This is a genomic window from Nocardioides sp. (genome assembly GCF_036493135.1).
Classification (GTDB): domain Bacteria; phylum Actinomycetota; class Actinomycetes; order Propionibacteriales; family Nocardioidaceae; genus Nocardioides.
The window spans coordinates 86,768-108,768 of sequence record NZ_DASXQG010000011.1 but is presented as its reverse complement, the minus strand read 5'-3'; the positions used below and the strand labels follow the sequence as shown (position 1 = coordinate 108,768).

Annotated in this window: 21 protein-coding genes; 13 read left to right on the top strand and 8 right to left on the bottom strand. The window is 71.1% G+C overall.

Going from position 1 to position 22,001, the window contains the following annotated elements:
- The first annotated feature begins 102 nt into the window (after positions 1–102).
- The 3 genes from VGJ24_RS01920 to VGJ24_RS01910 are packed head-to-tail and all read left to right on the top strand — an operon-like array spanning position 103 to position 2,197.
- Positions 103–942, top strand: a complete 840-nt coding sequence (locus VGJ24_RS01920) for a serine hydrolase (RefSeq protein WP_331498779.1) — start codon at positions 103–105, stop codon at positions 940–942.
- Positions 939–1,595, top strand: coding sequence for a C40 family peptidase (locus VGJ24_RS01915; protein ID WP_331498778.1), 657 nt, complete (start codon positions 939–941; stop codon positions 1,593–1,595). The genes VGJ24_RS01920 and VGJ24_RS01915 overlap by 4 nt, the downstream gene beginning before the upstream one ends.
- Complete coding sequence (locus VGJ24_RS01910; protein ID WP_331498777.1) at positions 1,592–2,197, top strand: DUF1707 domain-containing protein; 606 nt, start codon at positions 1,592–1,594, stop codon at positions 2,195–2,197. Before VGJ24_RS01915 ends, VGJ24_RS01910 begins: the two co-directional genes overlap by 4 nt.
- A gap of 40 nt (positions 2,198–2,237) precedes the next feature.
- On the opposite strand, the gene VGJ24_RS01905 is transcribed toward VGJ24_RS01910, so the two are convergent.
- Both VGJ24_RS01905 and uvrB read right to left on the bottom strand, forming a co-directional pair.
- Positions 2,238–2,603, bottom strand: coding sequence for an MmcQ/YjbR family DNA-binding protein (locus tag VGJ24_RS01905; RefSeq protein ID WP_331498776.1), 366 nt, complete (start codon positions 2,601–2,603; stop codon positions 2,238–2,240).
- 4 nt (positions 2,604–2,607) lie between these two features.
- Complete coding sequence (gene uvrB / locus VGJ24_RS01900; RefSeq protein WP_331498775.1) at positions 2,608–4,734, bottom strand: excinuclease ABC subunit UvrB; 2,127 nt, start codon at positions 4,732–4,734, stop codon at positions 2,608–2,610.
- Positions 4,735–4,961: 227 nt separating this feature from the next.
- Here uvrB and VGJ24_RS01895 point away from each other — a divergent pair, with 227 nt between their 5' ends.
- Entirely contained in the window at positions 4,962–6,563 is a 1,602-nt protein-coding gene (locus VGJ24_RS01895) for a helix-turn-helix transcriptional regulator (protein ID WP_331498774.1), read from the top strand.
- A 112-nt stretch (positions 6,564–6,675) separates the two neighbouring features.
- Positions 6,676–7,830 carry an NAD(P)/FAD-dependent oxidoreductase gene (locus VGJ24_RS01890; protein ID WP_331498773.1) on the top strand — a complete coding sequence of 385 codons (1,155 nt, stop codon included), beginning with the start codon at positions 6,676–6,678 and terminating at the stop codon, positions 7,828–7,830.
- Here VGJ24_RS01890 and VGJ24_RS01885 read toward each other — a convergent pair.
- Positions 7,808–8,587, bottom strand: a complete 780-nt coding sequence (locus VGJ24_RS01885) for an MBL fold metallo-hydrolase (RefSeq protein ID WP_331498772.1) — start codon at positions 8,585–8,587, stop codon at positions 7,808–7,810. The genes VGJ24_RS01890 and VGJ24_RS01885 overlap by 23 nt on opposite strands.
- Before the next feature lie 18 nt (positions 8,588–8,605).
- On the bottom strand, positions 8,606–9,547 hold the full coding sequence (locus VGJ24_RS01880) for an ATP-grasp fold amidoligase family protein (RefSeq protein WP_331498771.1): 942 nt from the start codon (positions 9,545–9,547) through the stop codon (positions 8,606–8,608).
- 159 nt (positions 9,548–9,706) lie between these two features.
- Between VGJ24_RS01880 and VGJ24_RS01875 the strand changes: the two genes are divergently transcribed.
- The gene (locus VGJ24_RS01875; RefSeq protein WP_414691031.1) at positions 9,707–10,885 is read left to right on the top strand and encodes a phospholipase D-like domain-containing protein; all 1,179 of its coding nucleotides are present in this window, start codon (positions 9,707–9,709) and stop codon (positions 10,883–10,885) included.
- Here VGJ24_RS01875 and VGJ24_RS01870 read toward each other — a convergent pair.
- Complete coding sequence (locus VGJ24_RS01870; protein WP_331498769.1) at positions 10,845–11,819, bottom strand: DNA-3-methyladenine glycosylase 2 family protein; 975 nt, start codon at positions 11,817–11,819, stop codon at positions 10,845–10,847. The two genes, VGJ24_RS01875 and VGJ24_RS01870, sit on opposite strands and share 41 nt — an antisense overlap.
- Before the next feature lie 36 nt (positions 11,820–11,855).
- Positions 11,856–13,535 carry an FAD-binding dehydrogenase gene (locus tag VGJ24_RS01865; RefSeq protein ID WP_331498768.1) on the bottom strand — a complete coding sequence of 560 codons (1,680 nt, stop codon included), beginning with the start codon at positions 13,533–13,535 and terminating at the stop codon, positions 11,856–11,858.
- A 43-nt stretch (positions 13,536–13,578) separates the two neighbouring features.
- Between VGJ24_RS01865 and kynA the strand changes: the two genes are divergently transcribed.
- From kynA to VGJ24_RS01850, 3 genes are read left to right on the top strand one after another with little or no spacing between them, the layout of a single operon-like run.
- A complete protein-coding gene (kynA, locus tag VGJ24_RS01860; RefSeq protein ID WP_331498767.1) occupies positions 13,579–14,433 on the top strand; it encodes a tryptophan 2,3-dioxygenase in 855 nt (284 codons plus the stop codon).
- Positions 14,434–14,464: 31 nt separating this feature from the next.
- Entirely contained in the window at positions 14,465–16,003 is a 1,539-nt protein-coding gene (locus VGJ24_RS01855) for an ATP-dependent DNA ligase (protein ID WP_331498766.1), read from the top strand.
- 10 nt (positions 16,004–16,013) lie between these two features.
- On the top strand, positions 16,014–16,583 hold the full coding sequence (locus VGJ24_RS01850) for a TerD family protein (protein ID WP_331498765.1): 570 nt from the start codon (positions 16,014–16,016) through the stop codon (positions 16,581–16,583).
- Between the two features lie 2 nt (positions 16,584–16,585).
- Here the strand turns inward: VGJ24_RS01850 and VGJ24_RS01845 are convergent, their stop codons facing one another.
- Entirely contained in the window at positions 16,586–16,999 is a 414-nt protein-coding gene (locus VGJ24_RS01845; protein ID WP_331498764.1) for a hypothetical protein, read from the bottom strand.
- Positions 17,000–17,073: 74 nt separating this feature from the next.
- Between VGJ24_RS01845 and VGJ24_RS01840 the strand changes: the two genes are divergently transcribed.
- On the top strand, positions 17,074–17,763 hold the full coding sequence (locus VGJ24_RS01840; protein WP_331498763.1) for a TetR/AcrR family transcriptional regulator: 690 nt from the start codon (positions 17,074–17,076) through the stop codon (positions 17,761–17,763).
- Positions 17,764–17,851: 88 nt separating this feature from the next.
- Here the strand turns inward: VGJ24_RS01840 and VGJ24_RS01835 are convergent, their stop codons facing one another.
- Complete coding sequence (locus VGJ24_RS01835) at positions 17,852–19,132, bottom strand: acetyl-CoA C-acetyltransferase (RefSeq protein WP_331498762.1); 1,281 nt, start codon at positions 19,130–19,132, stop codon at positions 17,852–17,854.
- A 126-nt stretch (positions 19,133–19,258) separates the two neighbouring features.
- On the opposite strand from VGJ24_RS01835, the gene VGJ24_RS01830 reads away from it, so the two are divergent.
- From VGJ24_RS01830 to VGJ24_RS01820, 3 genes are read left to right on the top strand one after another with little or no spacing between them, the layout of a single operon-like run.
- Entirely contained in the window at positions 19,259–20,590 is a 1,332-nt protein-coding gene (locus VGJ24_RS01830) for a 3-oxoacyl-ACP reductase (protein WP_331498760.1), read from the top strand.
- Between the two features lies 1 nt (position 20,591).
- Positions 20,592–21,434, top strand: coding sequence for a MaoC/PaaZ C-terminal domain-containing protein (locus VGJ24_RS01825; RefSeq protein WP_331498759.1), 843 nt, complete (start codon positions 20,592–20,594; stop codon positions 21,432–21,434).
- A 47-nt stretch (positions 21,435–21,481) separates the two neighbouring features.
- The gene (locus tag VGJ24_RS01820; protein ID WP_331498758.1) at positions 21,482–21,985 is read left to right on the top strand and encodes a GNAT family N-acetyltransferase; all 504 of its coding nucleotides are present in this window, start codon (positions 21,482–21,484) and stop codon (positions 21,983–21,985) included.
- Positions 21,986–22,001: the final 16 nt, after the last annotated feature.

Sequence of the window (22,001 nt, the reverse complement as noted above, 5' to 3'; positions counted from 1 at the left end):
GCCGCCCCCTCCCAGGCTCGGCCGGTGTCACGCCGTCCGCATCGTAAGCCCGCGTGACCGGTCGCCGGGCGGTGCGACTCGGGGCACTTCTACGATGCAGCGATGGACGCCTCTCACGCCGATCACTCGCTGTCAGCCGCCGTCGGCGCCCTCCGCCGGGGCGACGGGATCGTCTCCGTCGTGGCCCGGGTGTCCGGCGAGGACCGGCCGCGGGTGTCGGTCGACCCCGATGCGCGGCACTACTCCGCGAGCGTCATGAAGCTGCCGATCCTGGTGGCGGCACGGCGCCTCGCCGAGCGCGGCGTGCTCGACCTCGACCGGCCGGTGCGGGTGCACGACGACTTCGAGTCCCGGAGTCCGGGGCACCGCTTCACGATGGACCAGGAGGAGGACTCCGACCCGGCGACGTGGGCGGCCCTCGGCAGCGACGTACCGCTCGGCGACCTGGTGCACCGGATGGTGACCATGTCGGGGAACCTCGCCACGAACGTCGTCCTCGATGAGGTCGGCACGGACGAGGTCGCGGCGGTCCTGGCCGACGCGGGCTGCTCGGAGCGGACCGCGATCGTGCGTGGCATCGAGGACTATCCGGCCCGGGACGCCGGCATCGACAACCTGATCACGGCCGACGACATGGCTCGCCTGGTGGTGGCCCTGGCCGACGGACGCCTGGCCGGGCCGGAGGCGACCGCGGAGTGCGAGCGCACGCTCCAGGCACAGGAGTACCGCAACGGCATCCCGGCCGGGCTCCCGGACGGGCTGGTGATCGGCAACAAGACCGGCTGGATCTCCAGCGTCAACCACGATGTGGCTCTGGTACGGGCGCCGGGGATGCCTCCGGTCGGACTCGCCGTGCTGGTCTCCGCGCCGGGCACCGAGGAGGAGCGCGAGGCCGGGATCGCCAGGGTCGCCGCCGCGGCCTGGGCCGAGGTCGTCGGATGACGCTTCGCCTCGTGTCGGCCGAGGTCGCACCGGTCTGGCGCGCCCCCACCGGATCCGCCCGAGATGACCGGGTGACGGAGGGGCTGTCGGGTGAGCCGGTGATCGCGACCGGCCCGGAGCGGGACGGCCGCGTCGAGGTAGTCCTGCCGTGGCAGCCGTCGGCCCTCGACCCGCGTGGGTATCCCGGCTGGGTCGACGCGGTAGACCTGGGCCGCTCGGTGCCATCGGCACCGACACCGCACGTGCCCGACGGCGCGTTCCCGGAAGGTGCGGACGATGCGGTCGAGCTGGCCCGCACGTTGCTGGGCACGCCGTACGTCTGGGGAGGGCTGAGCGGACGAGGCATCGACTGCTCGGGCCTGGTCCACATCGTGCACCGGGCCTTGGGCACGATGGTGCCGCGCGACGCCCGGGACCAGGCGGCGGCACTGCCGGAGATGTCCGTCGGGGACGTACGCCGCGGCGACCTCTACTTCTTCGCCCGGCCGGGGCGGCCCGTCCACCATGTCGGCCTCGTGGTCGAGCCCGGCGTCATGCTGCACGCCTCCGACGAGGACGGCGGGGTCGTCGAGGCGCCGCTGGCGTCGACCGGTCGGTCCGAGGACCTCGTGGGTGCGACTCGGGTGGAGCCCCGCCCTACGATGACCGGGTGACCACGGGGAACAACGGCAGTCTCTGGGGCCGTTTCGAGCACGACCCGCGCGATCCGGCGTACGCCGGGGTGCGGGCGTCCGATCGCGACCGCGCCGTGGTCCACGACGCCCTCTCCTCGGCGTACGCCGAGGGTCGGCTCGACCGCGAGGAGCTCGACGAGCGGACGGCCGCGGTGGACGCGGCGAAGACCTATGGCGCACTGCTGCCGCCGTTGCTCGACCTGGCCGCCGACGCCGGATTGCCCGCGGTCAGCCTCTCCTCGCGGCCCGACCTCCAGCGTCAGGCCCAGGGCTATTACCAGGAGAAGCGCGGCGAGGCGATCATGGGCTTCCTGATCCCGAACCTGATCGTCTGGGCCATCTGGTTGTTCGCCGGGCACGGCTTCCCGTGGCCGGTCTTCGTGCTGATCCCGACGGCCGGGAACCTCGTGCGCGTGCTCTCGAGCAAGCAGTCGATCATCGACGGCCGGATCGAGAAGCTGGAGCGCAAGCAGGCCAAGGCCCTCGAGCCGCCGAAGCCGCCGAAGCCGTCGAAGTCGGGCGAGAAGCACGACGACGGGAGAATCCTCAGGGAGAACCAGGACAAGCCCGAGCAGGCCTGACGCCGATCAGCCGGGTCAGCCGGGTCAGCCGGGAGCCGGCTCAGGCGTCCCAGCCCTCCGGGCGCAGCTTCTTCGGGAGCCCTTCGACGACCAGCCGGTAGGACTCGTCCACGGCCTCGAGAATCTCCTCGTCGGGGATGCCGGCGAACCCCAGGTCGTTCCACCCGGAGCGGCCGATGTAGGCCATCACCGACGCGCTGTCGGGGTAGCGGTGGAGCCACTCGTCGGCCACCTCGCGGCTCCGCCCGGCCTTGAGGCCGACGCCAGACCCGCCGAGGAACGCGAAGATCTTGCCCCGCTCCCCCGGCCCGACCTTGAACACCGGATGGCCGTGCTCCTCCCACGGGAAGTCGGGCCAGGCCCCAGGCTTGGCGGAGCAGTGCGCGTGCATCTGCTCGACGTCCATCGCCCTACTTCGTCGCTTCCATCATCTGGCGGAGCTCCTTCTTCAGGTCGTTGACCTCGTCGCGGAGACGGGCGGCGAGCTCGAACTGCAGCTCGGCGGCCGCGGTCTTCATCTGGTCGGTGAGCTCCTGGATCAGCGAGGCCAGCTCCGCGCTCGGCAGGCCGGCCACGCCCTGCGCGTGCCCGGCCGCGTTGAGCTGACCGAGCGCCGGCACCGGCTGCCGGACCTTGACGCCACCGGCCCGGCCCTTGGCCTCGGTGCCGGCCCAGGTCGCGAGCAGCGCCTGGGTGTCCTCGCCCTCGCGGGCGAGCATCTCGGTGATGTCGGCGATCTTCTTCCGCAGCGGCTGCGGGTCGACGCCGCGCTCGGTGTTGTAGGCGACCTGCTTGGCGCGGCGACGGTTGGTCTCGTCGATCGCTGACTCCATCGACGGCGTGATCTTGTCGGCGTACATGTGCACCTGGCCGGACACGTTGCGTGCGGCACGGCCGATGGTCTGGATCAGCGACTTGTCCGACCGCAGGAAGCCCTCCTTGTCGGCGTCGAGGATCGACACCAGCGACACCTCGGGCAGGTCGAGCCCCTCGCGCAGGAGGTTGATGCCGACCAGGACGTCGTAGTCGCCGAGCCGCAGGTCGCGCAGCAGCTCGATGCGCTTGAGGGTGTCGACCTCGGAGTGGAGGTAGCGGGTGCGGATACCCGCGTCGAGGAGGTAGTCGGTGAGGTCCTCCGACATCTTCTTGGTCAACGTGGTGACCAGGATGCGTTCGTTCTTCTCGGTGCGGGTGCTGATCTCGTGGATCAGGTCGTCGATCTGGCCCTTGGTCGGCTTCACCACCACCTCGGGGTCGATCAGGCCGGTCGGGCGGATGATCTGCTCGACGACGTCGCCGCCCACCTTGTCCAGCTCGTAGTTGCCCGGGGTGGCCGAGAGGTAGATGGTCTGGCCGATCCGCTCCAGGAACTCCTCCCACCTCAACGGGCGGTTGTCCATGGCGCTCGGGAGCCTGAAGCCGTGGTCGACGAGGTTGCGCTTGCGCGACATGTCGCCCTCGTACATCCCGCCGACCTGCGGGACCGCGACGTGGGACTCGTCGATGACGAGGACGAAGTCCTCCGGGAAGTAGTCGAGCAGACAGTTCGGCGGGGTGCCGTGGTCGCGGCCGTCGATGTGCATCGAGTAGTTCTCGATGCCCGCACAGGACCCGACCTGCCGCATCATCTCCACGTCGTACGTCGTGCGCATCCGCAGGCGCTGCGCCTCGAGCAGCTTGCCCTGGCGCTCGAACGTCGCCAGCCGCTCCTCGAGCTCGGACTCGATGCCGTTGACCGCCCGCTCCATGCGCTCCGGCCCCGCGACGTAGTGCGTCGCCGGGAAGACATAGAGCTCGTCATCCTCGCTGATCACCTCCCCGGTGACCGGGTGGAGCGTCATCAGCCGCTCGACCTCGTCGCCGAAGAACTCCACACGCACGGCGTGCTCCTCGTAGACCGGGAAGATCTCGAGGGTGTCGCCGCGCACCCGGAACGTGCCGCGGGTGAAGGTCATGTCGTTGCGGGTGTACTGGATCTCGACCAGGCGCCGCAGGATCGAGTCGCGGTCGCGCTCGTCGCCGACCTTGAGCTTCAGCATCCGGTCGACGTACTCCTGCGGTGTGCCGAGGCCGTAGATGCACGACACCGTCGACACCACGATCACGTCGCGCCGGGTGAGCAGGGAGTTGGTCGCGGAGTGGCGCAGCCGCTCGACCTCCTCGTTGATCGAGGAGTCCTTCTCGATGTAGGTGTCGGTCTGCGGGACGTAGGCCTCGGGCTGGTAGTAGTCGTAGTAGGAGACGAAGTACTCGACGGCGTTGTGCGGGAACAGCTGGCGCAGCTCGTTGGCGAACTGGGCCGCGAGGGTCTTGTTCGGCTGGAGCACGAGGATCGGGCGCTGGATCTGCTCGGCGACCCACGCCACCGTCGCGGTCTTGCCGGTGCCGGTGGCGCCGAGCAGGACGACGTCGTTCACCCCGCCCTTGACGCGGCGCACGATCTCCTCGATCGCGGCCGGCTGGTCACCGCTCGGCTGGTAGTCGGAGACCACCTCGAACGGCGCCACCCGGCGCTCCAGGTCGGTCACGGGTCGCATGCCATCCAGCCTAGACGCGGCCGCCGACAGCGCACCGTACGTCGGACTCCGGCGCACGAGGGCACGCCGACTGCCGCCGGGTGCGGCCCTGGAGTCCCTGGGTGCTGCTCCGCCTGCGGCGGTCCCGAGCGTGGTACTGCCGGCCCGCCGCACTCTTCCCTCCGCCCGAGCTCGCGCGGCTGCGGCAGGCGGTCTCCGGGGAGGACTGCGCGGGGTACCGTCTCGCCGTGACCCTGTCGGATCTCCAGCGTGGCCGGGCGGCGTACGCCGAGCGTCGCTGGGATGCGTGCGTCACCGCGCTGAGGGCGGTCGACGCCACCGACCCTCTGGACGCGGAGGATCTCAAGCTCCTCTCGCTGGCGCTCTACCTGGTCGGCGACGACCACGGCAGCGCGGACGCCCTCGAGCGCTGCCACCGTGCCGCGCTCGACGCACGACGCTGGCGCGACGCGGCGGAGACCGCCTTCTGGTACGCGTTCATGCTGTTCGGGATCGGTGAACCTGCACGTGCTGGTGGATGGCTGGCTCGCTGCCGCGAGCTCGTCGCCGAGCACTCCCTCGACGGGACGGTGGCCGCCTTCCCGAGCACGGTCGAGGCACGCGGGCTCCTGGAGGCCGGGCGCGACGAGGAAGCGCTCGCCCTCGCGGCGGCAGCGGCCGACATCGGCAGGACCCACGGCGACGCGAACCTGGAGGTGCTCGGCAGGCTCACCGTCGGGCAGGTCCTGCTGCAGGAGGGGCGGCGCGAGGAGGCACTGGGGTGTCTCGACGAGGTGATGCTCACGGTCTCGACCGGCGACCTCTACCCCACCGTCGCCGGGCTCGCGTACTGCGCGGTGATCGGGATCTGCATGGGTCTGCTGGACGTCCCACGCGCACAGGAGTGGACCAGCGTGCTGTCCGACTGGTGCGACGCGCAGACCGGGCTCGTCCCCTACCGGGGCAGCTGCCTGGTCCATCGCAGCCAGATCAAGACGATGCGGGGCGACTGGGCAGGTGCGCTCGAGGAGGCGCGGCGAGCGTGCGACGTACCCGGCGCCGCCGCGGGCGACGCCTGGTACCAGCTCGGCGAGATCCACCGGATGCACGGGGCGTACGCCGAGGCCGAGGACGCGTATCGACAGGCCAACTCCCTCGGGCGGCAGCCCGAGCCGGGGCTGGCCCTGATGCGACTGGCCCAGGGTCGCGTCGACGAGGCTCTGACCACGTTCCGGCGGCTGCATGCCGAGCCCGACCGACTCGACCGGGCCGACGTTCTGTCCGGCTACGTCGAGACGATGCTCGCGACCGGGGAGGTCGACGCGGCAGAGGCTGCCGTCGACGAGCTCGAGTCCGGGTCGGAACACCTGCCGTTGATGTACCGGGCTCGGGCCGCCGAGGCGCGGGCGGCGGTGCTCCTCGCCCGCGACGACGGTGCGGGCGGGCTCGCCTGCCTCCGCCCCGCCTGGAAGGCGTGGCACGCCCTCGGCATGCCGTACGACGAGGCGCGGGTACGCGTCCGGATGGGCGACGCGTGCCGGCTGCTCGGCGACGACAGCTCCGCCGCCCTGGAGTACGACGCGGCGCGGGAGGCGTTCCACCGGCTCGGCGCCCGGCCCGACCTGGAACGTCTCGACCGTGCCGCCGACCCACCGGCCGGGGGACTGACGGGACGCGAGGTCGAGGTGCTCCGGCTGGTGGCGGCCGGGAGCACCAACCGCGAGATCGCCCAGGTGCTCGTGCTCAGCGAGAAGACGGTCGCCCGGCACCTGTCGAACATCTACACCAAGCTCGGGATCGGGTCGCGGGCCGCCGCCACGGCGTACGCCTACGACCACCGTCTGGTCTGACGCGAGCCCTGCACAGAACCACCCATGCCCTCGGGCACGGGATGGGTAGCTCGCCCGACGCGGCAGGCCACCGGTCCTTCCTACGGTCGTCACCACGACCCAAGGAGGCACCATGACCGAGTCGACCACCACTGCCGGCATCCCCGAGATCGTCGAGCCGGCGCCACGGCAGCACGTCCCCACCGTGATCATCGGTGCGGGCCAGGCCGGCCTCTCGACGGCGTACTGCCTGGGGATCGAGGGCCACCGCTGCGTCGTCCTCGAGCGCCACGGGCGCGTGGGCGACCAGTGGCGTCGCCGGTACGACTCGCTGCTCCTCAACACCCCGGCCCGGCGCAGCGGACTGCCCGGGCTCCCGTTCCCGGGCCCACCGTCCGCCTTCCCCACCGCGGCACAGCTCGCGGAGTACCACGAGGACTACGCCGGCCGGTTCGACATCCGGGTCGACCGCGGTGTCGCGGTCTCGTCGGTCGAGAGCCGCCCCGGGGGCGGCTGGAGCGTGATCACCGACCACGGCACGTACGACACGGACAACGTGGTCGTGGCGACCGGCGGCGAGACCCATCCGAAGGTGCCCGAGCTGCACGACCAGATCGACCCCGCGATCCGCCAGCTGCACGCGAGCGACTATCGCAATCCCGACCAGCTCCTGCCCGGCGCGGTCCTGGTCGTCGGGCTCGGTCAGTCGGGGGCCGACATCGCCCTGGAGCTGGCCGAGGCCGGCCGCGAGGTGTGGGTGTCCGGCAAGGTCCGCAGCGAGGTCCCGGTCGAGATCGGCAGCGTGCCGGGCCGGATCGGGTTCAAGGTCCTCTGGTTCATCTGGAACCACGTGCTTACGGAGCGAACGCCGATGGGGCGGAAGGCCAAGGCCGGCATCCGCTCGGGCAAGCTCAACGCTCCCCTCCTGCGGGTCAAGCGGCGACACCTCGACGCCGCCGGCGTACGACGTACCGACGCGCGGACCACCGCCGTCGTCTACGGCAAGCCGGCGCTGGACGACGGAACCGTGCTGGACGTCGCCAACGTCGTGTGGTGCACGGGCTACCGGCAGGACTTCTCGTTCATCCACCCGTCGCCGGTCGGCGAGGACGGATGGCCGCGGGACCGCGGCGGCGTGATGCCCGACCTGCCGGGCCTGTACTTCATGGGCCTGTTGTTCCAGCGCGGCTTCTACTCCATGTTGGTCGGCGGCGCCGGTCGCGACGCGCGACACGTGGCCGGACACATCGCGTCCCGGTCGCGGGTCACGACCCGGACCGCAGCGTGAGGTACGCCTCGCCGATCGCGTGCATCCGGTCGGCGCCGAACGACTCGTCGTGGCCGGGATGCACGAGCGTGACATCCAGGTCGAGCAGCCGCCGCATCGAGGCGACGTACGACGGGATGTCGGCGCCGAACATCTCGTCGAACAGGGCCCCGTCGTACATGACGTCTCCGGTGTAGAGCCACGCGAGGTCCTCGTCCAGTACGACGATGCTGCCCGGCGTGTGGCCCGGTAGGTGCAGGATCCGCAGCCGCCGGTCACCGAGGTCGATCACGTCGCCGTCGACCAGTGCCCGATTCACCGTCGCGGGACGTACGGCGTACGACGCGACGTCGTAGCCGGGCGCGGGCAGCGCCCGGAGCAGCGACTCCGGCAGGTCCGCGTCGTCGGGGAGGGCGAGTCCGAGCAGATCCACCTCGGTACGCGCGTGCAGGCTTGCCTGAGATGGCGAGGCGACGGCGTCCTCCTCGAGCGCGTGCACCGCCACCCTGTCGAACTCGTGCGCGCCGCCGGCGTGGTCGAGGTGGCTGTGGCTGACCACCGCCAGGGTGTCGTGCGCCAGGACCTCGGGCAGGTGCTGCCGGAGCGAGGCGACGCCCAGTCCGGTGTCGACGACCACGTCGTGCTTCTGGCCACGGATCCACCAGAGGTTCGCCGAGACGAGGCCGTCGACGTGCGGCTCGGTCAGCCGGGTCACGCCCTCGCCGACGTCCTCGACCCCGAACCACACGTCCGCGACCGGCAGGTCCTCTCCGCTCACGGGTCGCCGCACACCCGTTCAGGACCTGCTGGCGCTGGCGGACTGACTCGGCCGGACCCGGCGCTCGGGGAACGGCGCGGCCGGGAACCGCTCCCGGCGCGGCTTGCGCCACAGCTTCCCGAGGTCGAAGTCGACCTGGTCCGGGTCGAGGGTGTGGAAGCCGGCGGAAGGAGTGAAGGTCAGCTCCCCGACGTACGGATGACCGTCGACCTCGTACAGATCGACCCGCACGAACCGGAACCCCTCGCCCAGCGTCTCGGCGATCCACATCATCAGGTCCAGCGACTCCGGACGCGGTGGGTAGCGCTCGTGGGTGCGCTGAGAGACCGAGCGGAACGGCTCGTTCCAGTCACGGTCGACGATCCGGCCGCCGTACGTCGGGAGGCCGCGGTCGGTGAACCAGTGCATGTAGTGCACCCGCCCGTGGAAGACCCAGAACTTGTAGTCGTCGGGGAGGACGCCGGGATCGCCGATCCGCTGCTCGACGATCAGGCGCGGCCGGATGCGCGCGTACTGCCACTCGCCCCCGATCCGGCCATAGGCGCTGCGCAGCCACCGCTCGGTCTGGCGCTCGACCTTCCGCCACGGCACTCGGCCGACGGCGGGCACCTCGAGGTCCTGGTGACAGCCGTGCGCGGCCTTGATGAAGTACGGGCGCGGCCAGCGGCGGCGCTTGCGCATGCTCGGCAGTCGGCGGCCGTGCCAGTACGTCGGGATCACGAACTCCTCGCCGACCCGCTCGGCGATGAACCGTTTCGCCCCGATCTTGTCCGTCAGCTCCGGCAGCCACGAGTCGCGGCGCAGGAACTTGTAGTGGTGGATCCACTCGCTGTGCGTGCGCGGGAAGAGCAGATGCATGCGCCGGCCGAAGAGGCGCCGGTACCGGCGACGGTTCTCGCGGAGGGTGCGCCACCACCACCGGGCGCCGTCCAGACGCCCGAACCCCATGGTGGCCCTCACGGCCCCTGATACTGCCAGGTTCGTGCGTCCTGGCCGGGAGCAACCCCGCGCGATGGGTAGTTTGGCGGCGTGCGCACCCGATCTCCGACGTCAGGAGCCGAACGCTGGCTCCCGCTCGTGCGCCGGGTCGTACTCGGGATCGTCGCCGCACCGTTCCTGATGGCGATCGGGATGACCCTGGTCGACTCCTACCGACGTCGCGGCAAGCATCGCGCGGTGTCGTTCCCGACCGCGCCGCCGAGCTCCGTGCCGGTCGGCGACGGCGAGGTCACGACGTACATGTTCGGGACGGACCTGTACGACGCCATGATCGCCGCCATCGACGGGGCGCAGCACCAGATCCTCTTCGAGACCTACATCTGGAAGGCCGACGAGGTCGGTCAGCGCTTCAAGACCGCGCTGGGGGCCGCGGCCGCCCGCGGCGTCGAGGTCTATCTGATCTACGACGCGTTCGCGAACCTCGTGGTCTCGCCACGGTTCCAGCGCTTCCCGCGCTCGATCAAGGTGCTCCGCTACCCCGTGTACACGGCCGGGTGGCGGCCGTTCGACCTGCGGCGGTACGGCCGCGACCACCGCAAGATCCTCGTGGTCGACGAGGCGATCGGGTTCGTCGGCGGCTACAACATCGGCGAGGCCTACGCGACGGAGTGGCGCGACACCCACGTGCGGATCACCGGGCCCGGAGTCTGGGACCTCAAGCGGGCGTTCGCGGACTTCTGGAACCTCAACCGGCGCCGGCGCTTCCGCTCCAGCGAGCGCCCGCTGCTCCTCGAGACCGCCTCGACCTGGGAGCCGACCATCCGCTTCCACCGGAACGTGCCGCGGCTGTGGATGTTCCCGATCCGCGCGATGTACATCGAGGCGATCACCCGGGCCAGCAAGAACGTCTGGCTGACCACGGCGTACTTCCTGCCCGACCCCGACTTCGCCGAGGCCCTGACCTCCGCGGCGCGGCGAGGCGTCGACGTACGGCTGCTGATACCGGCGAAGTCCAACCACGTCGTCTCCGACTGGATCTCGCGCGGCTACTTCTCCCAGCTGCTCAGTGCCGGGGTGAAGGTGCTCCGGTACCGCGACGCGATGGTGCACGCGAAGACCGCCACCATCGACGGCACCTGGTCGACCGTCGGCACGGCCAACATCGACCGGCTGAGCCTGACCGGCAACTACGAGATCAACGTCGAGATCATCGACCCGGGGCTCGCCGGCTCGCTGGAGCAGATCTTCCGGGTCGACGAGTCGAACAGCCTGGAGCTCACCGAGGACGAGTGGGCGGCACGCGACATCTACCGCCGCTTCACGGAGTTCCTGCTGAACCCCCTGCGCCCGCTCCTCTGATCCCGCTACTCGGGTCGACGGTCTGACGCACGGGCAGGTGGGTGCGCGGAGCCATCCGGGCGCCGCGCCTGGGCCGGCCGCCGGCGAGGCCGTGGATCAGGACGACGGCCCGGTTGCGCTGGGGTCGCCACGGCTCGAGGAACGCCCGCAGCTGCTCGTCGTCGTACGGCGTGCCCGTCACGGCCCAGCCGATGTCCTGGGCGATGTGGTAGTCGCCGAAGCTGACCGCGTCGGGATCGCCGAACGCGCGCGACCTGACCTCGGCGGCCGTCCACTCCCCGATCCCGGGAAGCGTGCGGAGCTTGGCGTCCGCGTCGTCGGCGGTCAGCCGGTCCAGGGTGTCGGCCACGGTGGCGGCTCGGACGATGGTTCGGGAGCGGGCGGGGTCGATGTGGAGCTTCAGCCACTCCCAGGACGGGATCCGCCGGATGGTGTCGGCGCCGGGCTGGACCCAGAGCCGCAGCTCCCGGCCCGGACCGGGTGCCCGCTCGCCGTACCTGTGGACCAGCCGCCGGAACCCCGCGAACGCCTCCTGGCCGGTGACCTTCTGCTCGATGATCGCGGCGACCAGGGTCTCGAAGACGCGGTGGCCGGCGCCGAACCGGAGATGCGGCCTCCGTCGCCCGCCCTCGGCCACCAGCGGATGGCGCGGCTCGAATCCGGAGAGGTCGTCGTCGGCGCCGAGCATCGCTGGAACGTGGTCGAGCGCCCACTCCGCGCCGTCGCCCCAGGCCTCGGCGAGGACGTCGCCGTCCCGGGGTCGGGGCGCGACGCGCAGAGTGGCCGGCCCGTCGGGCGCACGGATGCCGCGCCACACCTCCTCACCGTGCACGCGGAACGTCGGGTCTCCCGGACCGTGCCGTTGCTGGCCGAGGATGCCGAGGGCGGGACACGGCCAGTCGGGTCGCCACACCCGCGCCTGCCCGCTCGCCATGGGCGTCACGGTAGCCGGGCTCTCCGACGACGGCGCTCAGCTGGTAGCGGCGGCGGCAGCCCGGCCCGCCGTACGCCCGGAGAACAGGCAGCCGCCGAGGAAGGTTCCCTCCAGTGCGTTGTAGCCCATCATCCCGCCGCCACCGAAGCCGGCGGCCTCGCCCGCGGCGTACAGGCCGGGCAGCGGCTCGCCGTTCGAGCTCAGGCAGCGTGCGGACAGGTCGGTGACCAGGCCGCCGAGGGTCTTCCGGGTCAGGATGTTGAGGCGTACGGCGATCAACGGTCCGTTCCTCGGGTCGAGGATCTTGTGCGGCGACGCGACCCGCACCAGCTTGTCGCCGCGGTAGGCACGGTGCTGACGGATGAACGCGACCTGGGTGTCCTTGGAGTAGCGGTTGTCGATCTGCAGGTCGCGCGCCTCGATCTGGCGTCGCAGCAGGTCCTCCTCGATCACCGCACCACCCTGCTCCGGCCCGCCGACCTGGTTCATGCCGCGCACGAGATCGCTGAGGTCGTCGGCGACGACGAAGTCCGCGCCATGCTCCTTGAACGCCTCGACCGGCCCCGGCGCCCCGTCGCCGACCACGCGACCGAGGAGCAGCTTCAGGTCCTTGCCGGTCAGGTCGGGGTTCTGCTCAGACCCGGACAGCGCGAACTCCTTCTCGATGATCTTCTGGGTGAGCACGAACCACGAGTAGTCGTAGCCGGTCTGCCGCAGGTGACGCAGGGTGCCGAGGGTGTCGAAGCCCGGGAGGTACGGCGCGGGCAGCCGCCGCCCGGCGGCGTCGAACCACATCGACGAGGGCCCGGGCAGGATCCGGATGCCGTGGTTGTCCCAGATCGGGTCCCAGTTCCGCAGGCCCTCGACGTAGTGCCACATCCGGTCCTCGTTGACGACGTCCGCCCCGGCCGACCTGCTGATCCCGATCATCCGGCCGTCGACATGGGCGGGGACGCCGCTCACCATGAACGCCGGTGGCGTGCCGAGCCGTTCCGGCCACGCCGCGCGGACCAGGTCGTGGTCGCCACCGATGCCTCCACTGGAGACGATCACGGCCTGGGCGGTGAGCTCGAAGTCGGCGATCTCGGTGCGGTTGGACGCCTTGCCCCGTCCCATGGCGTCCGGGGCCAGCACCTTTCCGCGGACGCCGGTCACCGCGCGCGAGCCGCCGGCAGACCCGCTCGAGACCAGCTCGTCGACACGATGCCGGAAGGCGAGGCGCACCCGCCCCACGGCCACGTGCTCGCGCACCCGGCGCTCGAAGGGCTCGACCAGCCCCGGCCCGGTCCCCCACGTGATGTGGAAGCGCGGCACCGAGTTCCCGTGCCCGTCCGCGCGGCCGTCCCCGCGCTCGGCCCACCCGACCACCGGGAAGACCCGGTGTCCCATCGACCGGAGCCATGACCGCTTCTCACCCGCAGCGAAGTCGACGTACGCCTCGGCCCAGCGCCGCGGCCAGAGGTCCTCGTCGCGGTCGAACTGCGCGCTGCCCATCCAGTCCGACAGTGCGAGCTCGTGGCTGTCGTGCACGCCCATCCGGCGCTGCTCGGGGGTGTCGACCAGGAAGAGGCCGCCGAGGCTCCAGAAGGCCTGGCCTCCGAGCGACTGCCCGGGCTCCTGGTCGACCAGGACCACCCGCCGCCCCGCGTCGGCCGCTTCGGCGGCGGCGGCCAGACCCGCGAGCCCGTGGCCCACCACGATCACGTCGGCGTCCATGTCGGCGACCCTAGCGACGCGGGCCCGCACTAGGGTCGGCGTCGTGAGCGATGCCACGAACCAGCGGCCCCTCGAAGAGGGGATCGAGCGCGACTTCAGTCGCCAGATGTCGTACGGCGACTACCTCCAGCTGGACACGCTGCTCTCGGCCCAGCGCCCGTTGAGCGACCCGCCGCAGCACGACGAGCTGCTGTTCATCATCCAGCACCAGACCACCGAGCTCTGGCTGAAGCTCCTCGTCCACGAGCTCCGCTCGGCCCGCGCCCTCCTCGCCACCGACGACCTCGCGCCCGCGTTGAAGCGGATGGCGCGGGTGAAGCACATCCAGCACACGATCACCGACCAATGGTCGGTGCTCGCCACCCTCACCCCGTCGGAGTACGCCGAGATCCGGCCCTTCCTGGCCACCTCGTCGGGATTCCAGTCCGCGCAGTACCGCGAGGTGGAGTTCCTGCTGGGGAACAAGAACGCCGACATGGTCAAGGTGTTCGCCCACGACCCGGTCGCGCAGGGCGAGCTGGCCACGCTGCTCCACGAACGGTCGTTGTACGACGAGTTCCTGGCCCACCTCGCTCGTCAGGGGTACGCCGTACCGGCCGCCTGCCTCGACCGCGACTGGTCGCAGCCGTACCGCCCCGACCCCGAGCTGGTCCGGATGTTCGCAGACGTCTATGCCGCACCCGAGCAGCACTGGGGTGTCTACGAGACCTGCGAGGAGCTCGTCGACGTCGAGGACAACTTCCAGCAGTGGCGCTTCCGCCACCTCCAGGTGGTGCAGCGCACGATCGGCCACAAGACCGGGACCGGTGGCTCCTCCGGCGTCGACTTCCTGCGCCGCGCCCTGGACCTGACCTTCTTCCCCGAGCTCTACGAGGTGCGCACCCTGATCGGGGAGTGAGCCCGTCGGCGGGCTCGGGCAGGATGGCCGCATGCTGCTGCGCGACCTCGTCGAGACGTCGGGAGTCGTCGCCGCGACCCGGTCGCGCAAGGCCAAGGTCGCGGCGATCGCCGAGCGCTTGAGCCAGGCCCAGGTCGACGAGCTGCCGGTGGTCACGGCGTACCTCGGCGGCACGATCCTGCAACGCCGCACCGGCGTCGGCTGGCGCGGCCTGAGCTCGCTCCCCGATCCCGCGGAGGAGCCGTCGGTCACCGCCCTCGAGGTGCACGAGACCCTCGGCCGGCTCGCCGCGATGTCGGGTGCGGGGTCGCAGGAGTCGCGGGCCGCGGGGGTCCGCGACCTCTTCGTCCGGCTGACCGCCGACGAGCAGGGCTGGCTGCGCGGGGTGATGACGGGCAACGTCCGGCAGGGCGCCCTCGACGCGCTGGTCCAGGAGGCGATCGCCGCCGCCTCCGGCGTCAAGCTCACCGTCGTACGACGTGCCGCGATGCTTGCGGGAGGCACCGTGCCCATCGTGGTCGCGGCGATGACCGGCGGCGAGGAGGCACTGGCCGAGATCGGCCTGGAGGTGGGTCGGCCGGTGCTGCCGATGCTGGCCTCGACCGCGCCGGACGTCGCGGCGGCGATGGCGAAGGCGGGTCACCGCCCGGGCACCCCGGTCGCGGTCGACACCAAGCTCGACGGCATCCGGATCCAGGCGCATCGCCGCGGCGACGAGATCGCGATCGCCACCCGCAGCCTGGACGACATCACCGAGCGGCTGCCCGAGGTGGTCGAGGTCGTGCGGTCCCTGCCGGGCGGCGACCTGGTCCTCGACGGCGAGGCGATCGCGATGGCCGACGACGGCCGGCCGCGCCCGTTCCAGGAGACCGCGTCCCGGACCGCGACGAGTGCCGGCGTCGCGGTCACGCCGTACTTCTTCGACGTGCTCCACGCCGACGGCCGCGACCTCCTCGATGCGACCGGCACCGAGCGACTCGAGGTCCTCGACACGATCGTCCCCGAGGAGCACCGCGTGCCGCGGCTCGTCACCGACGACCCCGCTGCCGCGGAGGCGTTCGCCCAGGACGCGCTCGCGCACGGTCACGAAGGCGTGGTCGTCAAGAGCCTCTCGATCGGGTACGCCGCCGGTCGTCGCGGCTCCGGGTGGGTCAAGGTGAAGCCGGTGCACACCCTCGACCTCGTCGTCCTCGCGGTCGAGTGGGGCAACGGCCGCCGCGAGGGCTGGCTGTCCAACATCCACCTGGGCGCCCGCGACCCCTCGGGGGGCGACGGGGGCGGCTTCGTGATGCTGGGCAAGACGTTCAAGGGGATGACCGACGAGATGCTCGCCTGGCAGACCGAGCGGTTCACCGAGCTCGCGGTCGAGCCCGAGACGATCCGCGACTCCTACGTCGTACCGCTGCGGCCCGAGCAGGTCGTCGAGATCGCCTTCGACGGTCTGCAACGCTCCACCCGCTACCCCGGCGGCCTGGCCCTGCGCTTCGCCCGCGTCGTCCGCTACCGCGACGACAAGCCGGTCGACGAGGCGGACACGATCGAGACCGTGCGCGCCTTGGCCCGCGGGTAGGTTCGCAGACGTGATCGAGCTCAAACGCGGCGACGAGATGGCGCTGACGCGCGACGACGGAGCCCCCCTTGGCAAGCTGACGATGGGTCTCGGCTGGGACAAGAAGGCCGGGGCCGGCGCGCTGTCCGGGGCCAACCGGCCGGACGTCGACCTCGACGCGTCGGCGGTCCAGTACGCCGGCGACCAGCTCTTCGACCTGGCCTTCTTCAACCACCTCGAGACCCGCGACGGATCCGTCACGCACCTCGGCGACAACATCAGCGGCCGCGGCGAGGGCGATGACGAGCAGATCACCATCGACCTCGCGAAGGTCTTCCCACGCGTCGACACGATGCTGTTCCTGGTCAGCAGCTACCAGGGGCACAGCCTGGAGTTCGTGCACAACGCGTACTGCCGCCTCGTCGACGAGGACGACGAGGAGGTCGCCCGGTTCACGCTGACCGAGGGCGTGCCGCGCACCGGCTTCATGATGGCCAAGATGTTCCGCGACGGTGACCAATGGCGGCTCAAGGCGATCGGCCAGGGTGTCGCGGTCACGGTTCCGACCGAGTCCTTGGACGTCCTGGCCCGCTTCCTCTGACCTCAGCGGACGGGGCAGTTCAGCTCGGCGCCGTTCGGGTAGCGCACCGGGTGCGGCCCGCCGGAGATCTGGAACCGCGACTCCCCCGTCAGCAGCTGGGTGGTGTGGTTGCCCCCGCCCTCGTCGACGCGCAGCTGCGCGACCACGTCCTCGCCCTGGGGGTTCACCTGCGTGCGGACCGTGTCGCCGGTGCCGTAGGTGAAGCCGAGCACGAGGTCGCTTCCCTCCCAGTGGCACGACTCGAAGCGGGTGCCGCCCGGGTGGGCGCTGAGGTACCAGCCGATGCTCGTCACGGCCAGCGCCACCACGAGGACGGCGCCCACGACGTACTGCAGGATCCTCATGCCGCCAGTCAACCGGGTCCGACCCCCGGAGTCGCGGACCTGCTTCGCCATCCGGTCGGTGTCGTTGCTCACGGCGTCTCCATCGGTTCGTCGTCGACGCGTCACGGGTGTGCAACTCCGAGTTGCAGCGGTCGTACGATGCGGGCATGCCCAGCCCGTCGCGCGAGGACAAGCCGGAGGCACGGCGAAGCTCGACCGCCGTACGCCGTCGTGCCCGCGAGTCGGCGATCCTCACCGCCACACGGACCCTGTTCGACGAGCGCGGCTTCGCCGAGGCCCAGATCGAGGACATCGCGCAGGCCGTCGGGATCAACCGGGCGATCGTCTACCGGCACTTCACCGGCAAGGAGGAGCTCTTCGCGCTCGCGCTCGTCGGCTATCTCGACGAGCTCCGCGCGGCACTCGTCGAGGCCGCGGAGTCGGAGACGAAGCCGCGTGACCAGCTGGCCGCGATCGTCTCGGCGTTCGTCGACTACGGCGTCGCCCACCCGGCGTTCGTCGACTGCGCGCACAGCCTGATGCGCCGCACCGGGACCGAGCTCTTCGACGAGATCTCCGAGGGCGCGATGCTGCGACTCGGGCGCGCCATCGCCTCGTGCCTGGCGGTGCTACGCCGCACCCTCGATGCCGGCGTCGAGAGCGGGGACTTCACCGTCCCCGACCCGCCCCTGCTGGCGAACACCCTCTACGCCACCGGTCTCGGCGGTCTCCAGCTCGCGCGGGTCGGCCTGGTGATCGACGAGGCGGCCCCCGGCGTACCCCACATCAGCAGGATCGGCGCCGAGCAGGTGAAGGCGCTGCTGCTCACCTCCGCCCTCGCGATGGCCCACGGCTGAGGGCGAATTTCTCGATAGTACGTATCAATCGGCAGGCACCTCCCGCGGCGAGGTCACCGGCCGATTGATACGCACTATCGGGGAGGCATCATCGCTCGAGGATCGCGGTCACGCCCTGACCGCCGGCGGCGCAGATCGAGATCAGCGCGCGGCCGGAGCCCTTCTGCGCGAGCAGCTTGGCGGCGACGTTCAGGATCCGTCCGCCGGTGGCGGCGAACGGATGCCCGGCGGCCAGCGAGGAGCCGTTCACGTTGAGCTTCGAACGGTCGATCTCACCGAGCACGGAGTCGAGGCCGAGGCGCTCCTTGCAGAACACCGGGTCGTCCCACGCCTTCAGGGTCGCCAGCACCTGCGAGGCGAACGCCTCGTGGATCTCGTAGTAGTCGAAGTCCTGCAGGGTCAGCCCATTGCGAGCGAGCAGCCGCGGTACGGCGTACGCCGGCGCCATCAGCAGACCCTCGTTCCCGTGCACGAAGTCGACCGCGGCGGTCTCGTGATCGACCAGGAAGGCCAGCGGCTCGAGGCCGCGCTCGGCGGCCCACGCTTCGGAGCCGAGCAGGACCGCGGAGGCCCCGTCGGTCAGCGGCGTCGAGTTGCCGGCGGTCATCGTGGCGCCCTCACCCTTGCCGAAGACGGGCTCGAGCTTCGCGAGCTTCTCGGCCGACGAGTCGGGACGCAGGTTGGAGTCGCGCTCGAGCCCACGGAACGGCGTGATCTGGTCGTCCATGAAGCCCGCGTCGTACGCCGCGGCGAGGTGCTGGTGCGAGAGCGCGGCGAGCTCGTCCTGCTCCTCACGCCCGATCCGCCACTCCAGCGCGGTGAGCGCGGCGTGCTCCCCCATCGACAGCCTCGTGCGCGGCTCGCCGTTCTGCGGGATCGACAGCCCGATGTCGGTCGGCCGGATCTGCCCCAACGCGGTCAGACGGGAGCGGATGTCGCGGGCGGCGTTCACCTTCATCAGCTTCTTGCGGAGCTTCTCGCTGATCGCCACGGGGGCGTCCGACGTCGTGTCGCTCCCGCCGGCGACGCCGGCCTCGATGATGCCGAGGGCGATCTTGTCGGCGACGATCGCGGCCGCCTGGAGACCGGTGCCGCAGGCCTGCTGGATGTCGGTCGCCGGGGTCTCGGCCGCGAGCTTCGAGCCCAGCACCGACTCGCGCACCAGGTTGAAGTCACGAGAGTGCTTGAGCACCGCGCCGGCGACGACCTCCCCGAGCCGTTCGCCCTCCAGGCCGAAGCGAGTCACCAGCCCGTCCAGCGCCGCGATGAACATCTCCTGGTTGGAGGCGTCGGCGTACGCCGAGTTGGAGCGGGCGAAGGGAATGCGGTTGCCGCCGAGGACGGCGACCCGACGAGTCTCGCGGTTCATCCTCCTATCCTGGCCGCAGAGGCCGCCGGACCCAATGGAGTGAGCGCCAGGTCACGATATCTGGACGCCGAGTTACACGTGCTGTTACATCAGGGTCTCGGCAAGATCGACCAGGGAAGGCACGCCATGACGGACCGCTACCAGGACTTCGTGTCCTCGTCCCTGGGCCAGCTGCTGGTGAAGAACCTCGGACTGCCCAATCCCGTGCCGCTCGACCGGTACGTCGCGGGCTCGCCGCTGGTCGACGGCACCGTCGTTGTCGGGGGCGCCGGCCGGCTCGTCGAGCATCTGCCCGGCATCCTCGACGTCCTCGGCATCGTCACGACCACGACCACCGACGCCGGCACCCGCCACCGTGGTCTCGTCTTCGACGCGACCAGCCTCACCGACCCGACGCAGCTCGTGGCGCTCCGCGACTTCTTCGCGCCGCTGATGCGCAGCCTGGAGAAGTGCGCCCGCCTCGTCGTCATCGGCACGCCGCCGGAGAGCCTCGAGGGCGCCGAACGGATCGCCCAGCGCGCCCTCGAAGGCTTCACCCGGAGTCTCGGCAAGGAGGTCGGTCGCGGCGGCACCTCGCAGCTGGTGTACGTCGCTGACGGCGCCGAGGGCGCGGTGGGCTCGACCCTGGGCTTCCTGCTGTCGCCGAAGTCGGCGTACGTCTCCGGTCAGGTCATCCGCATCGGCAGCTCCGTGAAGGAGCCGGCCGAGAGCCCCGACTGGCAGCGACCCCTGGACGGCAAGGTCGCGCTGGTCACCGGCGCCGCGCGGGGCATCGGCGAGCAGATCGCCCGGGTGCTCGCGCGCGACGGCGCCACGGTCGTCGGCGTCGACGTCCCGCAGGCGGCCGACGACCTGATCCGGCTCACCAAGGAGCTGGACGGCGACTACCTGACCCTCGACATCACCGCCAAGGACGCCCCGAAGCGGATCGCCCAGCACCTCACCCGGGCCCACGGCGGCGTCGACGTCGTCGTCCACAACGCCGGCATCACCCGTGACAAGCGGCTGGCGAACATGGACGCCGACCGCTGGAGCTCGGTCCTCGGCGTCAACCTGGTCGCCCCGGAACGGATCTCCGACGAGCTGCTGGCCCAGAAGCTCATCCACGACAACGGCCGGATCATCGGGGTCGCGTCGATCGCCGGCATCGCCGGCAACCTCGGCCAGACCAACTACGCCACCTCCAAGGCCGGCGTGATCGGGCTCGTCGACTCCTTGAAGGCCAGCCTGAAGAACGGCATCACGGTCAACGCCGTTGCGCCCGGCTTCATCGAGACCAAGATGACCGCCGCCGTCCCGTTCGCGACCCGCGAGGTCGGGCGCCGCCTCAACTCGATGAGCCAGGGCGGCCTGCCGGTCGACGTGGCCGAGACGATCGCTTGGTTCGCCGACCCGGCCTCGACCGCGGTCAACGGCAACGTCGTACGGGTCTGCGGCCAGATGATGCTGGGGGCATGACATGGCGGCCACCACCCTGCTGAGAGCGGCTCTCCCCTCGATCCCCGTGGTCAACCAGCTCCCGGGTGTCCGCAAGACCGGTGGCGACCCCTCGTCGCTCCACGAGGTGCGGTCCGCGACGGTCGCCCGCGACCACGTGACGTCGTACGCCGCGGTGTGCGGGTTCCCGGTCAAGGACGTTGCCCCGCTGACCTTCCCCCACGTGCTGGCGTTCCCGTTGCACATGGCCGTGCTGACCTCGCCGGAGTTCCCGTTCCCGGCGATCGGCACTGTCCATCTGGCCAACACCATCACCCAGCACCGGCCCGTTGCGGTCGGCGAGACCCTGCTGCTCGAGGTGCACACCTCGGCCGTGCGGGCGCACCCGAAGGGCCGCACGATCGACTTCCTGGCGACGGCGATGGTCGGCGAGGAGACGGTGTGGGAGAGCACGTCGACGTACCTCCGTCGCGGGCGCGACAACCCCGACGCCGAGGTCCCGAACCGCCCCGACCACGTCGTGCCCGGCCGGGTCACCTGGCGGCTCGGCGGCGACGTCGGGCGTCGGTACGCCGCGGTCTCCGGCGACCACAACCCGATCCACCTCTACCCGCTGACCGCCAAGGCACTGGGCTTCCCGCGCCAGATCGCGCACGGGATGTGGAGCCTGGCCCGCTGCGTCGCCGCCCTGGAGAACCGGCTGCCCGACGCGGTGACCGTCGACGCGGCCTTCAAGAAGCCGATCTTCCTGCCCGGCACCGTCGCGTTCGGACAGGACCCGGCCGAGGACGGCATCGCGTTCGCCCTCACCTCGCCCACGAGCGCCGCCCCTCACGTCGTCGGCCGCAGCCGGCCGGTCTCCTAGTCCGAACGGGTCTGGCCGCGCGGTCCGCCGCGGGTGGACCATGACCCATGCACGTGCGGCCCGCCGAGTCCGAGGCGGATCTCGACGAGGTACGTCGCCTCTTCCGGGCCTTCCTCTCCTGGCACCGGCAGCGCCACGTCAGCGACCTCGAGCTGATCGACGCCTACTTCGACGACGCGGCGTACGACCGTGAGATCGACGGGCTTCCCGGTGCCTACGCACCCCCGGACGGCTGCCTCCTCGCCTGCTGGGAGAAGGAGCTGGCCCTCGGCTGCGTGGCCTACCAGCGGCTCGATGCCGAGTCGTGCGGGATGAAGCGGATGTTCGTGCCGACCACGGCCCGCGGCCGCGGTGCCGGCCGCGCCCTCGCGGACGAGCTGCTGACGCGCGCCAAGACCGTCGGGTATCGCGCGATGTACCTCGACACCAGCGTCCGGCAGACGGAGGCGATCACGCTCTACCGCGACCTGGGCTTCACCGAGGTCGAGCCGTACTACGACGTACCCGAGGAGATGCGGGGCTGGCTGACGTTCTTCCGCCTCGACCTCTGATCCACCCGCAACGTCA

Excerpts from the sequence above, each read along its gene's own strand:
- VGJ24_RS01890 (WP_331498773.1), top strand. The coding sequence starts at position 6,676 with ATGACCGAGTCGACCACCACTGCCGGCATCCCCGAGATCGTCGAGCCG.
- uvrB (WP_331498775.1), bottom strand. The coding sequence starts at position 4,734 with ATGCGACCCGTGACCGACCTGGAGCGCCGGGTGGCGCCGTTCGAGGTG.
- VGJ24_RS01855 (WP_331498766.1), top strand. The coding sequence starts at position 14,465 with ATGCTGCTGCGCGACCTCGTCGAGACGTCGGGAGTCGTCGCCGCGACC.
- VGJ24_RS01820 (WP_331498758.1), top strand. The coding sequence starts at position 21,482 with ATGCACGTGCGGCCCGCCGAGTCCGAGGCGGATCTCGACGAGGTACGT.
- VGJ24_RS01920 (WP_331498779.1), top strand. The coding sequence starts at position 103 with ATGGACGCCTCTCACGCCGATCACTCGCTGTCAGCCGCCGTCGGCGCC.
- VGJ24_RS01905 (WP_331498776.1), bottom strand. The coding sequence starts at position 2,603 with ATGGACGTCGAGCAGATGCACGCGCACTGCTCCGCCAAGCCTGGGGCC.
- VGJ24_RS01840 (WP_331498763.1), top strand. The coding sequence starts at position 17,074 with ATGCCCAGCCCGTCGCGCGAGGACAAGCCGGAGGCACGGCGAAGCTCG.
- VGJ24_RS01830 (WP_331498760.1), top strand. The coding sequence starts at position 19,259 with ATGACGGACCGCTACCAGGACTTCGTGTCCTCGTCCCTGGGCCAGCTG.
- VGJ24_RS01825 (WP_331498759.1), top strand. The coding sequence starts at position 20,592 with ATGGCGGCCACCACCCTGCTGAGAGCGGCTCTCCCCTCGATCCCCGTG.
- VGJ24_RS01835 (WP_331498762.1), bottom strand. The coding sequence starts at position 19,132 with ATGAACCGCGAGACTCGTCGGGTCGCCGTCCTCGGCGGCAACCGCATT.
- VGJ24_RS01875 (WP_414691031.1), top strand. The coding sequence starts at position 9,707 with ATGGCGATCGGGATGACCCTGGTCGACTCCTACCGACGTCGCGGCAAG.
- VGJ24_RS01865 (WP_331498768.1), bottom strand. The coding sequence starts at position 13,535 with ATGGACGCCGACGTGATCGTGGTGGGCCACGGGCTCGCGGGTCTGGCC.
- VGJ24_RS01915 (WP_331498778.1), top strand. The coding sequence starts at position 939 with ATGACGCTTCGCCTCGTGTCGGCCGAGGTCGCACCGGTCTGGCGCGCC.
- VGJ24_RS01870 (WP_331498769.1), bottom strand. The coding sequence starts at position 11,819 with ATGGCGAGCGGGCAGGCGCGGGTGTGGCGACCCGACTGGCCGTGTCCC.